Consider the following 13,796-nt stretch of genomic DNA (forward strand, 5'->3'; position numbering starts at 1 on the left):
TACTGCTGAAGCGTACTGCTTGCTTCCCTTCCCCTGATTGCGCCATCCAGGCGCCTACTCCCACCGAGTTCCGTATCGGGTGTACGCCGGTTCGCGCGTCAGCGCGCCACCGTGCGTTCGGCCGTCGCCTTCAGGCGCGCGGCCGGGTGCCCCGTGTTCGCGACCACCGATTCGACCTCAGCTTCGCTGACCGGATCGGGCAGCGCCTTGGAAAGCGAACGGTTCGGGCCGGCATCGGCCGGCCCATTCATCATCACCACCCCGACCACCGCCAGCGCGAGCAACGCGAACAGGGCGATACGGGTGAACTGAATTCGTGCGAACAGGCTGCGCGAGGTCGCCGGCGCTTGTTCGCGGGCCCAGCTCAGGTCGGCCGAGAACAGGCAGACCCCGCCTTCGCGCCCGCGCATCGGCAGGGCCGAGGCCAGAGTGGCGGTGTGCAGCGTGCCGTTCGCGGTGCCCGTCGTATGTTTCATGCCTTACCTTTTGAAGCCAGGACCGTGCCGGGTTGGGTGCGCTGAACGGAGCCCTCCGAAGAGATACCCCGATCGGCCCTGCCCGCCCCGGCAGCGCAGCCGATGAACGGCTGCCGTTGGACGTCACTTTTTCCGTTTTCGCGTCACAAATCAATTCTGTTTTTGTGACATGAATCGGGCTAGGCCGGATCGTGGCCGTATCAGAAACTGAACGAACGGCTGCGAAAAGGCTTCGCCGTTGCGTAAAGCGCACGTGAATAACACAAATAAAACAATCTAAACGTTTTCACGTAACGAATTATTTACAAAATTCCGCGACGGCGTTCGCGGGTCACAATGCGCAATTCGCCTGAATCGGCCAAATTCGGGCTCACCCTACCTGCGCCGTAACCGTTTTCAGTCCGGCGGCTGTGCCGAGTTTGCGCAAAAGTTCCTTACGGCCGCTCCGGCGTTCACCTGCCGGACGGACGATCCCGACGGCCCGATCAAGCCCGGCTTGCGCCGGACCGACCCGGCCTCTAGCCTTCTGGCTCGCGCGCGAAGCGCCGCACTTCTTCCGGAGAGAGCACACATGAAACATGTCCGCGCCTTGTTGGCGCTCGGCGTCGCTGCGGCCGTGATCGGCCTGAGCGGCTGCAAGAAGGAACCCGTCCCCTCCTCGAGCACCACCGCTCCGGCCGCCGCGCCCGAGGGCGAGACCGCGGACCAGTTCATCGCGCGGGTCAACGACGAGTACAAGAAGATGTATCCGGAGATGACCGCCGCGCAGTGGCTGTCGTCGACCTACATCAACGACGACAGCCAGTTGCTGTCGGCCAAGGCCAACGAGCGCTACCTCACCCAGCTCAACAGCTGGATCGAGCAGTCGAAGAAGTTCGAAGGCAAGCAGATGTCGCCGGCGACCGCGCGCGCGATCCAGTTGCTCAAGATCGGCACCGCGATGCCGGCGCCGAAGGACCCGGCCAAGCTCGCCGAACTCACCCAGATCGCCACCCGCATGGAAGGCATGTACGGCTCGGGCAGCTATTGCAGCGGCCCTGGCGACACCGACTGCCGTCAGCTCGGCGATCTGGAAGACGTGCTGCGCAACAGCCGCGACTACGACGCCCAGCTCGACGCCTGGAAGGGTTGGCACACGATTTCCAAGCCGATGCGCAAGGACTACACGCGCTTCGTCGAACTGGTCAACGAAGGCGCGCAGAACCTCGGCTACGCCGACACCGGCGAGCTGTGGCGCTCGGGCTACGACATGAGCCCGGCCGAACTCGCCGCCGAGACCGACCGCCTGTGGGGCCAGGTCAAGCCGCTGTACGAACAACTGCATTGCTACACCCGCTCGCGCCTGGAATCCAAGTACGGCGTCGACAAGGGTCAGACCGGCGGCGGCATGCTGCCGGCGCACCTGCTCGGCAACATGTGGCAGCAGGACTGGGGCAATCTGTGGGACGTGCTCGCGCCCTATACCGAGCAGCAGGCCGGCAGCCTCGACATCAACGGCGCGCTCGCGCGTCAGTACCAGCAGGTGCTCGATGCGCAGGAAGCCAAGGCCGGCGGCGATCGCAGCCCGCTGGAGCAGGCGCAGACCGAGGTCGACGCCAACCTGGCCAACGCCAAGCAGATGACCGAGCGCGCGCAGGACTTCTACGTCTCGCTCGGCATGCCCAAGCTGCCCGACAGCTATTGGGCCAAGACCCAGTTCGTCAAGCCGCGCGACCGCGACGTGGTCTGCCACGCCAGCGCGTGGGACATGAATATGGGCGGCGACGTGCGCACCAAGATGTGCATCAAGCCGAACGAAGAAGACTTCACCACGATCTATCACGAGCTCGGCCACGTGTATTACTACCTGGCCTACAACAAGCAGCCGCCGCTGTTCCAGACCGGCGCGCACGACGGTTTCCACGAAGCCATCGGCGACACCATCGTGCTGGCGATGACGCCCAAGTACCTGCAGTCGATCGGCATGGTCGGCAATCAGCAGCAGAGCAACGAGGCGTTGATCAACGCGCAGATGCGCATGGCGCTGGCGAAGGTGTCGTTCATGCCGTTCGGCCTGATGATCGACCGCTGGCGCTGGGGCGTGTTCGACGGCTCGATCAAGCCCGATGCCTACAACAAGGCGTGGTGGGAACTGAAGGCCAAGTACCAGGGCGTGGCGCCGGTGCAGGCGCGCGGCGAGGAGTTCTTCGACGCCGGCGCGAAGTACCACGTGCCGGGCAACACGCCGTATACGCGCTACTTCCTCTCGCACATCCTGCAGTTCCAGTTCTACAAGTCGCTGTGCGACGCGGCCGGTTACAAGGGCCCGCTGTACGAATGCAGCTTCTACGGCAACAAGGCCGCGGGCGCGAAGTTCGAGGCGATGCTGAGCAAGGGCGCGAGCCAGCCGTGGCAGCAGACGATGAAGGAACTGACCGGCGGCGAGAAGATGGACGCCACCGCGGTGCTGGAATACTTCGCGCCGCTGCAGACCTGGCTCAAGCAGCAGAACGAAGGCAAGAGCTGCGGCTGGCAGGCCTCGGCCGCGGGCGCTCCGGCGCCGGTGTCGCCGGCCAAGCCGGCGGTGAAGGCCGATGCCAAGGCGAAGCCTGTGCAAGGTTGAGCCGCGCGCGGCGGCGATCGATCGGGCTTGAAGGCTGATCGATCCTTGCTTGCGACATTGAAGTGATGCAGACAGGCCGGCTTATGCCGGCTTGTTTGTTATTGGGGATTGGGGATTCGGGATTCGGGCAGTGGTCGGCGGAGCGATTTGGCCGGCGACAGACGTTGGCGTCGGAGCGCCAACGTTCGACTCTCCGCGGCCGATTGTTGGCCGATCCGATCGGGCTAATTCGTTGAAGCATTTGATCGCTGTGAAACGCCGCTCGCGCGAAACAACGTCCATGCGCTCGCGCCGTTCACGCCGGCCCACGTCCTGACGTTTATCGGACAAAAACGACGACGACGACCGGGACGCGCGATCCGTTGCGATGTCCCAGGCTGGATGGATGGGGTCCGAGTGAAATCGGCGACCACGATCCGGCGCAGGCATGAAGCGACGCATCGAAATCCGGAAGCGCCCGCATTCGGGTTGGCGAACGCATTTTCCGTGGTGAATGCGCAAGCGCTCGTCGGCGTCACGAAAGCCGTCGTCGACCCGACCCAAAAGCCCAAGCCCGCACAGGCGCGCATTCGACCATGCCAAAGAACATTCTGATATTCGCGGACGGGACCGGCCAGATCGGCGGCGTTCGCCCGGATCAGCAACTGAGCAACATCTACAAGCTGTTCCGCGCGAGTCGGGTCGGGCCGGACAGCCCGATCGATCCCAGCGAACAGGTCGCTTATTACGAACCGGGTCTCGGAACGTCCAACGCGGCCGGTAACGTCAGTCTGGGCCTGTGGGAACGATTGAAATCCTGGGCCGGGCTGGCGGTCGGCCTGGGCTTCAGCACCAACGTCATCGATTGCTACGAGGCCATCCTCAAACGCTACGAACCGGGCGACCGGATCTATCTGTTCGGATTCAGCCGCGGCGGCTACACCGTGCGCGCCTTGGCCAACGTATTGAACCTGTGCGGCGTGCCGACCACCGATGGCCAGGGCGGGTCGCTGCCGAGAACAGGCCGGGCGCTGCGCGCGATCGCCACCGAGGCGGTCGTGAAAGTCTACGAGCATGGCGCCGGGCACCCTCGCAAGCGCTTCGAACGCCAGCGCGAGGCGATCGCCCGGCGTTTTCGATTGAAGTACGGATCCGGAGACCATCCCGCGCGCGGCGATGTGCATCCCGAATTCATCGGCGTATTCGATTCGGTGGCGGCCTTGGGTCTGCCCGTGCCGGCGCGTTTGGCGCTGATGGGTGTCGCTGCATTGGTTCTGGGTGCGGTGAGCATGGCGCTGGGCGCGCTGGCGAGTCATTGGTTCGATCGGACGCAATGGGAGGTGGCGGGGGTCGTGTTCTTGGCCGGCATCTCGCTGGCGCTGTTCGCCTACGCACGCATCACCTTTCGATGGGCGTCGAAGGACGTTCGATGCGAGACCCGGCCGTGGCATTTCGCCCTGTGGCGCTCGCAGAACTACGATCGTTTTCTGGACCCGCGCATTCCCATCGCGCGCCACGCGCTGGCCATCGACGAAACGCGGATCGCCTTTGGGCGCGTCACCTGGGGAAGCCGGGTGAATAAAGACCGGCAGGACGACACGCGCGGACACTTCCGCCAGCGCTGGTTCGCCGGCAACCATTCCGACATCGGCGGCAGCTACGCGGAAGAGGAGTCGCGCCTGTCGGACATCTCCCTGCGCTGGATGATCGACGAAGCGACCGCCGGCCCGCATCCCATTTTGCTGGACATGAGCAAACTGCATCTGCACCCGGATCCTCTCGGGCCGCAGCATTGCGAGGTATTCGCACGGCAACAAGGCCCCTGGTGGATGCGCTGCTTCAAGTGGTCCAGCGCGCCGCGTCCGATTCAGGACGAGGCCGAACTGGATCCGACCGTGCTGGAGCGTTTCGAGGCCTCACGGGTATTGATCCGCGATCGCAAGAACGCGTACCGGCCTGAGGCCTTGCTGAAACATAAGCGGGTCGCGCAGTACTACTCGGCGGTGCCCGGTGACAACAGCCAGGCACAAGCCGGGCCACGCTGAATCAGGACGACAGGCACGTCCCGGCGCGAACCCCCCGATCCGATCCATCTGCCCCGCCCGATCGGGACTGGCGCGGGCGGCCGCGCCGCCGGATCATCGCTGCGGACCACGAACCGGAATCGCCGCATGATCGCCCCGTATCGCCGCCACGCCCTCGCGCTGAGCCTGCTCGCGCTCGCCTGCATCGCCACCACCGCCCAGGCCGCCGGCGAAACCGCCGACCTGCTGATCCGCCACGCCGCGGTGATCGATGTGACCAGCGGCAAGACCCGTGCGAACCAGACCATCGCGGTCAAGGACGCGCGCATCCTGGCCATCGTCGACGACGCCAAGGCCAAGCGCTTCGAGGCCGCGCGCAGCATCGACGCGCAAGGCAAGTACGCGATCCCGGCGCTGTGGGACATGCACGTGCATTTCGGCGGCGGCGACAAGCTGATCGAGGAAAACAAGAACCTGCTGCCGTTGTATGTCGCCCACGGCATCGCCGCGGTGCGCGACGCCGCCGGCGACCTGAGCCCGAGCGTGTTCGAATGGCGCGATGCGATCAATGCAGGCTCGCTCGCTGGCCCGACCATCTTCACCTCCGGCCCGAAGCTGGAGGGCTACAAGTCGATCTGGCCGGGCGATATCGAAGTCGGCAGTCACGAAGAGATCAGCAAGGCGCTGGACCAGCTGAAGGGCTGGAAGGTCGACTTCGTCAAGATTACCGACAACACCTTGTCGCCCGAGTTGTTCATGGACGCGCTCAAGCAGGCGCATGCGCGCGGCCTGCGGGTGTCGGCGCACGTGCCGTTCGCGCTCACCATCGACGAGGTCAGCGCAGCCGGGCTGAGCTCCATCGAACACATCGACTACGCGTACAAGGCCGGCTCGCCGCAGGAAGCGCAGATCGGGGCGATGGTCCGGCGCGGCGAGATCGACAGCAAGGAAGGCTGGAATCGCATTCAATCCAGCTTCGACGAAAAAACCGCGCGCGCCGCTTACAAGCGCCTGGCGCGGCGCGGCACCGCGGTTACCCCGACCCTCAACGGCAGCTTCGTGACCACGTATCTGGACCGCAACGATCATCGCGGCGACGACTATCTGAAATACATCGGCCCCGGCCTGCAGGCGACCTATGCCTGGCGGGTGGAGCGCGCGGCCAAGGACGACGCGGCCGCGATCGAGCGCCGCCATCAGCGCTACGAGCGCAACGCCGCGCTCCTGCCGTTGCTGCAGCAATCGGGGGTGACCTTGCTGGCCGGCACCGACGCGGGCTTTCTCAATTCCTTCAACTACCCCGGCGTGGGGTTGCACGATGAAATGCAGCGCTTCGTCGAGAGCGGCCTGACCCCGCTGCAGACCTTGCAGGCGGCGACGATCAACGGCGCGCGCTTCCTGGGCCAGGAGAAATTGCACGGCACCCTCGCCGCCGGCAAGGCGGCCGATATCGTGTTGCTCGACGCCGACCCGCTGCGCGATATCGCCGCGGTCCGTCGCATCGATACCTTCGTGCTGCGCGGCAACGTGTACGACCGCAAGGCGCTGGATGGGATGTTGGAAGAGGTGCGCAAGCGCGTGGCGGCGCAGAAGGCGGAGTAAGTGCTTGTGTTCCCCGTCGCCACGAAACTGCCGTCGATGTTCCCCTTCGGAAAATAAGGCGGGACTGCTGTTGCTGTTCCCCCCTTTGGAAAAGGGGGGCAGGGGGGATTCGCTTTTAGCCCGGACGGCTTGAAGTCTTCCGAACCGTTTTTTGCGGCAAAAGCAAGAGCAACAACAAAAGCAAAAGCGAATCCCCCTGCCCCCCTTTTCCAAAGGGGGGAAAAGCACGGGAGCGTGGATGGAAGTAGCGACCTCGGAGTGCTTGCCCTTCGTCGTCACTTCCGAAACTTCTGCGGCGTAGTCCCACTGAACTGCTGAAACATCGCGATGAACGCCGACACGCTCGCATAGCCCATCTGCGCCGCCACCTGCTGCACGCTTCGGCCCTGCTCCAGCAGCGGGATCGATTGCTGAAAACGCAACCGCTGCCGCCACTGGCTGAAAGACATGCCCAGTTCGTCGCGGCAACGACGGCTCAAGGTGCGCTCGGTGGTATGCACGCGCTGCGCCCATTGCTCCAGGGTGGTGTTGTCGCCCGGCGCGTGCTGCAAGGCATCGAGGATCGGCGCCAGCAGGCGATCGCCGCTTTGCGGCACGAAGCGTTGCAGCATCGGCGTGGCCAGCAGCTTGTCGATCAGCACCCGCGCCAGGCGGCGGTCGCCCGGTGATTCGGGTATTTCGATACCGCGATCGAACAAGTCCTCGACCCCGGCGATGAACAAGGCATGCAGGCGCACGATGCCGGGCGCCTTCGGCAGCTGCGGCGTGTAGCGTTCGGCGATATTGATCAGCCGGCATTTCACTTCGCGCCGGTTATGCGAGGTGTGATTCATCCGCGGCGGGATCCACACCGCATACCCCGGCGGCGCGAAGAACGGCTGGCCTTCGACCACGAACGCCATGCTGCCGGATTCGACGAACGCCAGCTGGCCCCAGGGATGCTGGTGCAAGGCGCTCTCGGTATCGACCGCCAGCGCTTCGTAGCGCAGCAGCAGCGGGCCCGGCAACGAGCGATAGGGATAGTGGAACTGGCGGCTGCGACGCATCTTGTCCGGGGCCCGTCATGGCCTGTCTGGTTATCGGCATCTGCCGATTACCCGACATTCTAGAATGAGCGGCCCCACGTTGTAACGGCTGTTTCAGCCAGGAAGTCCCCCATGCACCTGCTCCTGCCGATCCTGGCCACGCTGATCTGGGCCGGCAACACGATCGTCAGCAAACTCTCGGCCGGCGCGATCGACCCGGCGGCGATCTCGTTCTACCGCTGGCTGGTCGCCCTGCTTGCGTTGACCCCGTTCCTGCTGCCGCGGGTCTGGACACTGCGCGCCCAGGTGCGTCCGTACTGGCGCAAGCTGGTGGTGCTGTCGGCGCTGGGCATGGTGATGTACCAGTCGCTGGCCTATTTCGCCGCGCACAGCGTCAGCGCGATGTCGATGGGGTTGATCGTCGCGGCGATTCCGCCGATGACGATGCTGATCGGCATGGTCGTGCTCAAGACCCGGCCGTCGCCTGGCATGCTGATCGGCGCGCTGATCTCGTTCGCCGGCCTGAGCTGGCTGCTCAGCGGCGGCCATCCTGCGCAATTGCTGCAACAGGGCCTGGGCCGCGGCGAGTTGATGATGCTGCTGGCGGCGTGCTCGTATGCCCTGTACGGCGTGCTGGTCAAGCGCTGGGCGCTGCCGATTCCCAACGGCGAATCGTTGTATCTGCAGATCGTGTGCGGCACGGCGCTGTTGCTGCCGGGTTTCCTGCTGGCGCCGTCGGTGGCGCTGACCGCGCACAACCTGCCGCTGGTGTTGTACGCCGGCCTGCTCGCCTCGACCCTGGCGCCGTGGTTCTGGATGCACGGGCTGCTGCGCCTGGGCGCGGACAAGACCGCGGTGCTGATGAACCTCACGCCGGTGTTCACCGCGGTGTTGGCGGTGTTTTTGCTCGGCGAGCCGTTGCAGGCCTATCACTGGATTGGTGGGGTGTTGACCTTGCTCGGTGTGGCGGTGGCGCAGGTGTTGCGGCAGAGGCCGGCGGTGGTGTTGCAGTCGCGGGAATGTGCGGGCTGAGTTGACCGACTGGTCGGCCGCAGGGATGACACGTCGCTCCTGCCGGCTCGGCGCGGTTGGCGTCATGGCGCGGTCGTGCCGAAAGCTCCGTCGTGGTCGTGGTGGCGCGGTCGCGGCTCGCGCCGCTCCTACAGGGGGCTTGGCGTTGTAGCGGCGGCGCGGGCGATGACGATTGTCAGGCGGCGACGGCATCGCCCTCGCCAATGTGAGCCGCGTCAAGTTCGGCGTCTGCGCGCGCTGCTAGGGTCGTGGCATGTCGACGCCACCCGACTGCAATCGCCCACCACCGAGGCACCCGCAGCGTCTGCTGCGAACCGCGGTCGCCATCGCGTCGGCGCGTGTCGGCGCCGGCCTCGATAGCGCTCGTGGCCACCGCCCTGCCCCGGCACGGCGTCACCTGTTTCCGAATCGCGCGCCGCGTCCGCTGGGTGCAGCCCTTGCGCGTGCTTCGATGAAATCGTCGGCCCGGATGCCCCGGGCCGTCCCTTGTTTCGCTATTGCTGCGGCCGATCCCCCTCTGCCGCCAGCGTCTGCCGGCCGCGGGGGGTGGCCCCCGGCCGGCTTTTTTTATTCCGCGTCGCTCGCAACGGTCTGATCGGAGCGGTTTGGTCGGATCGACTCGATCGGACCGGCCCGCTGTCCATGCCGGCCGCGATCCATCGCCCGCGCAATCGCCCCTCGCCACCGCGACCGACGCAAAACGGCACCGATACCGGCCAACGCCGCGATCAGCCCCACCCACCGAGCCGCCTCGCACAATATTTCATCGATAGAACCACACGAATGGCGACAGGTTTGTTAGTTTGCGTGAGGCAAAACCCGCCTGCCTGATGCCGCGATGGGGTGCGACGTTGCCGGCGTCACGCCGACTCGCCGCACCGGCCGACGCGGACGACGGGGATGCATGACCGCCCATGCTCGCCGGCCCCGAACGCGAACGACCTTTCTCTAACGCGAGTGTGCATTGCGATGCCCCAACGCATCGACCGGATCAAGAACCTGGCGGCGGTATCGCAGTTCCGCATCGGCGCGCTGCTGGTCCAGCCCGACCGTCTGGCGATCGTGCGCGACGGGGTCACCACCGCGCTGGAACCGCGGATGATGGAAGTGCTGATCGCGCTGGCCGAGCGCGCCGGCGAAGTCATCAGCGCCGAACAACTGCTGATCGAAATCTGGCGCGGCACCTTCTACGGCGACAACCCGGTCCACAAGACCATCGCCCAGTTGCGCCGCCGCCTGGGCGACAGCAGCCGCGAACCGGACTACATCGAAACCATCCGCAAGCGCGGCTACCGGCTGGTCGCGCGGGTGAGCTTTCCCGACGACTACCGCAGCGGCCTGCCGCGCGCGGCGGCATGGACCCAGGGCAGCCCGTATGTCGGCCTGCGTTCGTTCGACCAGGCCCATGCCGGCGTGTTCTTCGGCCGCAGCCGCGCCACCGCCGAACTGCTGGCGACCTTGCGCGAACAACTCGACAGCCAGCGCCGCTTCGTCCTGGTCTCCGGCGCGAGCGGCTGCGGCAAGACCTCGCTGCTGCGCGCGGCGGTTATGCCGCTGCTGCAACAGGATGGCGGCTTCGATGGACTGCACGCGCTGACCAGCGCCTACTTCGACCTGGGTGCCTGCCGCGGCGGCGACCTGCTCGCGCGGCTGGCCCAGAGCTTGTGCGACTGGTCGCTGGACGGCCGCCCGCTGTACCTGCCCGGCGAGGCCGAGATCCTCGCCGCGCAACTGCGCGATACCCCGGCCGCGGTGCATGCGCGCATCGACGACGCGTTCGCGCGCCGCACCGCGCATCTGGCCGAACGCGCGCATCTGCTGCTGGTGGTCGATCACGCCGAGGCCGCGGTCGCCGCGCCCGGCATCGACGCGCGCGATCGCGCCGAGTTCGGCGCCGCGCTGACTGCACTTTGCGCGTCGCCGCGGGTGGCGGTGATCGCGATCACCCGCAGCGATTTCTACCCGCGTCTGATCGAAAGCGTGCCCGGTCTGGCCGAACTCAAGGCCGGCGACGGCCATATCGACCTGCTCACGCCGCGCGAAGGCGAGATCGGCCAGATCATCCGCGCGCCCGCGGCGCTGGCTGGGCTGAGCTTCGGCGAAGACCCGGAAAGCTCGCTGCGCCTGGACGACCTGCTGCGCGACGCCGCCGCCCAGCATCCCGATTCGCTGCCACTGCTGCAGCACACCCTGCAGGCGCTGTACGAACGCCAGGACGAAGGCGGCGTGCTCAGCGTCAGCACCTATCGCGAACTCGGCGGCCTGGAGGGCGCGCTGGCGCATCGCGCCGAACAGGTCTACGCGGCGCTGCCGGCGAGCGCGCAGGCCAGCCTGGAACGGGTGCTCGCGGCATTGATCGTGCTGCGTCCCGACAGCGACGCGGTCACCGGCCGGCGCGTGCTGTGGTCGACATTGGACGATGCGGCCGCGCGCGAACTCGCCGAAGCTTTCGTGCGCGCGCGTTTGTTCGTCGGCGAACTCAGCGGCGGCGAGCCGGGCTTCGGCGTCGCCCACGAAGCGCTGCTGCGGCAATGGCCGCGCGCGCGCGAATGGGCCAACGAAAACCGGCAACTGCTGCAGGCGCGCGAACGCCTGCAACGCGCGACCCGGCGCTGGGCGTTGGAAGGCCGGCGCGCCGATCATCTGCTCAACCCCGGCCGGCCGCTGGCCGAAGCGCGCGAGGCCGCGCGCCGCCTGCCCGACGATCTGGGCGAAGACGATCGCCAGTTCCTGCAAGCCTCCGAGCGTCAGCAACGGCGCAAGCAATGGCTGCGCGTCAGCGCGATCGCCAGCCTGTGCGTGCTGACCCTCGCCGCAACCGGGCTGGGCCTGCAAGCCTGGCAGGCGCGGCGCGAAGCCGAGCAACGCCGCGATCAGGCTCAGCAACTCGTAGGCTTCATGCTCGGCGATCTGGCCGAGCAGCTGCGTCCGATCGGCAATCTGAAACTGCTCGACAGCGTCGGCAGCCAGGCGCTGACGTATCTGGAGCGCATGCCCGAAACGCAAATGCAGCCGCGCGAACTGGTCAGCCACGCGCGCGCATTACGCACGGTCGGCGAAGTGCTGATGAACCAGGCCCGCTTCGACGAAGCGCGCGCCGCGTTCGAACGCGCGGACGATGCGGCGCGGCGCGCGCTGGCCGGCGCGCCCGACTCGCTCGATGCGTTGGCCGAGACCGGGACCACCGCGTACTGGCTGGGCTATTACGCCTATCAAAAGAACCAGTACGACCCGGCGGAAAAATACTGGCAGGCCTATCTGCACGCCAGCGAAGGTCTGGTCGCGCGCGCGCCGAAGGATCCGCGTTGGCAATTGGAACTGTCGTACGCGCTCAACAACCTCGGCACGCTCGCCTTCGTGCGCCTGCGCAGCGACGAAGCCGCCGAATTGTTCGCGCGCTCGGTCGCGATCAAGCGCGCCCTGCTCGCGGCCAAGCCGGCCGACAAACCGCTGCGCTACGAACTGGTCGACAGCCTGTCGTGGCTGAGCAGCGCGCAGGATGCGCGCGGCCAGTTGGCCGACGCCGCCAAGGGTTATGCCGCGCAGACCGCGATGCTGCGCGAGCTGGTCGACAGCGAACCCGAAGCCGACGCGTGGCGGCGCAAGCTGGCGACCTCGTTGCTGCGCAGTTCGGTGCTCGCGCTCGATCGCGGTCTGGCCGACGACGCCGAAAACGAAATCGCCGAAGCGATCCGTCTGCTCGGCGCGCTGGTCGAACAGCAGCCCGACAATCGCGACTGGCGCCGCAACCTCGGCCATGCTTACGCGCACGCCGGCTGGGTCGCGCACCTGCGCGGCGTCTCCGCCCTGGCCGACGAACGCCTGAGCCGCGCGCAGCAGGTGCTGGCGCCGCTGTTGCAACAGACCGAACCTCTGCCGGACTGGCGCGTGCTCGACCTGCTGGTGCGGTTGCGCATGGATCAGGTCGCCGCGGCGCCGCCGCAGGCCGCGATCGATCGCCTGGTCGCCGATCTCGACGCGCTGCACCGGCAAACCCCGGACGATCCGCCGATCCTGTCGATGCTCGCGCGCAGCCTGGTCTGGCGCGGCGAACGCTATCAACGCGACGGCGACGCCACGCGCGCGCGCGCCGACTGGAACCGGGTGCGCGAACTGCTCGCCAAGCGCGTGACCGACACCCGCGACCGCAACCTGCTCGAAGCCTGGGTGCGCACCCAGGCCCACCTGGGCACGCGCGCGCAAGCCGCCACCCAGATCGCCTGGCTGCAACGCGCCGGCTACCGTCATCCCGGCTTCGTCGCGTTCTACTGAGCGTCCGCGAAGCCGCTCCGCAGCAATCCCAATCACCAGGAAACCGCTCATGGCCAGCAAGAAAGACAGCAAGAAATCCGCCGCCGCGCCGGAAAAGCAGAAGAAGTCGGGCAAGAAGGGCGACCCGGCGCCGATCGATATCCAACTGACCGTCGCCTACGTCGGCTTCGGCGGCAACGCCGGACTGGGCCAGTACTTCTACAGCTTCGCGCCGGACGTGGTCACCGTGCAGGGCGCCGGCCCGGTGGTGATCACCTACAAGTTCGAAGCGCAGGTGCCGCAGCGCTTCCAGATCGTCAGCGTGCTCAACTCCGACGCCTTCAAGCAGATCCACAAGGTGCGGGTGGCCGCGGACGGCCGCAGCGTGAGCATGCACAACCGCAACACCGTGCAGACCCTGATCTTCTTCACCGTGCTGGTGCGCGATGAAGAGAGCAACGATCTGCGGGTGATCTCCTGCGATCCGCAGGTCGGCAACGACCCGCGCACGGTGCCGCCGGGCATCATCAAGAAGCGCGGCTGATCCCACGCGAATGCCAATGGCGCAGACGGCCCGTGACCGTCTGCGCCCTTGCGGTAGGCGGCGCGGGTGTGGGTCGCGAATGCAGGTGCCCGCGTTCGGCCGAATGTGCGTCCGGCCGCTGTTGCCTCCAGACCCAGATCGATACCGGCTCGACTCCACGAAATTCGACGTGGCCCAGATCCAACTTGGCGAGATCCAACTTGGCGAGACCCGACCTGACAAGATCCGACCTGACAAGACCCGGCGATCTGACCGGAAGGC

General features: G+C 66.6%; 9 protein-coding genes. 7 read left to right on the forward strand and 2 right to left on the reverse strand.

Features of this window, described 5'->3' with window-relative positions; genetic code table 11:
* Positions 1-98 precede the first annotated feature (98 nt).
* A complete protein-coding gene (locus tag AC3A4T_RS01975) occupies positions 99-476 on the reverse strand; it encodes a hypothetical protein (protein ID WP_487673831.1) in 378 nt (125 codons plus the stop codon).
* Positions 477-1,047: 571 nt separating this feature from the next.
* On the opposite strand from AC3A4T_RS01975, the gene AC3A4T_RS01980 reads away from it, so the two are divergent.
* The 4 genes from AC3A4T_RS01980 to AC3A4T_RS01995 all read left to right on the forward strand — a co-directional run bounded on the left by AC3A4T_RS01980 (position 1,048) and on the right by AC3A4T_RS01995 (position 6,683).
* A complete protein-coding gene (locus tag AC3A4T_RS01980) occupies positions 1,048-3,078 on the forward strand; it encodes a M2 family metallopeptidase (protein ID WP_487673832.1) in 2,031 nt (676 codons plus the stop codon).
* Positions 3,079-3,474: 396 nt separating this feature from the next.
* Positions 3,475-3,672, forward strand: coding sequence for a hypothetical protein (locus tag AC3A4T_RS01985; protein WP_487673833.1), 198 nt, complete (start codon positions 3,475-3,477; stop codon positions 3,670-3,672).
* Positions 3,654-5,102 carry a phospholipase effector Tle1 domain-containing protein gene (locus tag AC3A4T_RS01990; protein ID WP_487673834.1) on the forward strand — a complete coding sequence of 483 codons (1,449 nt, stop codon included), beginning with the start codon at positions 3,654-3,656 and terminating at the stop codon, positions 5,100-5,102. The genes AC3A4T_RS01985 and AC3A4T_RS01990 overlap by 19 nt, the downstream gene beginning before the upstream one ends.
* 126 nt (positions 5,103-5,228) lie before the next feature.
* Positions 5,229-6,683, forward strand: coding sequence for an amidohydrolase family protein (locus AC3A4T_RS01995; RefSeq protein WP_487673835.1), 1,455 nt, complete (start codon positions 5,229-5,231; stop codon positions 6,681-6,683).
* Between the two features lie 275 nt (positions 6,684-6,958).
* Here AC3A4T_RS01995 and AC3A4T_RS02000 read toward each other — a convergent pair whose 3' ends face one another.
* Positions 6,959-7,729: a helix-turn-helix domain-containing protein gene (locus tag AC3A4T_RS02000; RefSeq protein WP_487673836.1), complete on the reverse strand. Its 771-nt coding sequence runs from the start codon at positions 7,727-7,729 to the stop codon at positions 6,959-6,961.
* Positions 7,730-7,840: 111 nt separating this feature from the next.
* On the opposite strand from AC3A4T_RS02000, the gene AC3A4T_RS02005 reads away from it, so the two are divergent.
* The 3 genes from AC3A4T_RS02005 to AC3A4T_RS02015 all read left to right on the forward strand — a co-directional run bounded on the left by AC3A4T_RS02005 (position 7,841) and on the right by AC3A4T_RS02015 (position 13,535).
* The gene (locus AC3A4T_RS02005) at positions 7,841-8,740 is read left to right on the forward strand and encodes a DMT family transporter (RefSeq protein ID WP_487673837.1); all 900 of its coding nucleotides are present in this window, start codon (positions 7,841-7,843) and stop codon (positions 8,738-8,740) included.
* 969 nt (positions 8,741-9,709) lie between these two features.
* Positions 9,710-13,012 (forward strand): nSTAND1 domain-containing NTPase, encoded by a 3,303-nt coding sequence (locus AC3A4T_RS02010; protein ID WP_487673838.1) that lies wholly within the window; start codon positions 9,710-9,712, stop codon positions 13,010-13,012.
* Between the two features lie 49 nt (positions 13,013-13,061).
* Entirely contained in the window at positions 13,062-13,535 is a 474-nt protein-coding gene (locus tag AC3A4T_RS02015) for a DP-EP family protein (protein WP_487673839.1), read from the forward strand.
* Positions 13,536-13,796 lie beyond the last annotated feature (261 nt).

The organism is Lysobacter sp. Soil_N_51 (assembly GCF_057655755.1).

Coding starts and splice junctions, on each gene's coding strand:
- AC3A4T_RS01975 (WP_487673831.1), bottom strand. CDS start 476: ATGAAACATACGACGGGCACCGCGAACGGCACGCTGCACACCGCCACT.
- AC3A4T_RS01980 (WP_487673832.1), top strand. CDS start 1,048: ATGAAACATGTCCGCGCCTTGTTGGCGCTCGGCGTCGCTGCGGCCGTG.
- AC3A4T_RS01990 (WP_487673834.1), top strand. CDS start 3,654: ATGCCAAAGAACATTCTGATATTCGCGGACGGGACCGGCCAGATCGGC.
- AC3A4T_RS01995 (WP_487673835.1), top strand. CDS start 5,229: ATGATCGCCCCGTATCGCCGCCACGCCCTCGCGCTGAGCCTGCTCGCG.
- AC3A4T_RS02000 (WP_487673836.1), bottom strand. CDS start 7,729: ATGCGTCGCAGCCGCCAGTTCCACTATCCCTATCGCTCGTTGCCGGGC.
- AC3A4T_RS02005 (WP_487673837.1), top strand. CDS start 7,841: ATGCACCTGCTCCTGCCGATCCTGGCCACGCTGATCTGGGCCGGCAAC.
- AC3A4T_RS02010 (WP_487673838.1), top strand. CDS start 9,710: ATGCCCCAACGCATCGACCGGATCAAGAACCTGGCGGCGGTATCGCAG.
- AC3A4T_RS02015 (WP_487673839.1), top strand. CDS start 13,062: ATGGCCAGCAAGAAAGACAGCAAGAAATCCGCCGCCGCGCCGGAAAAG.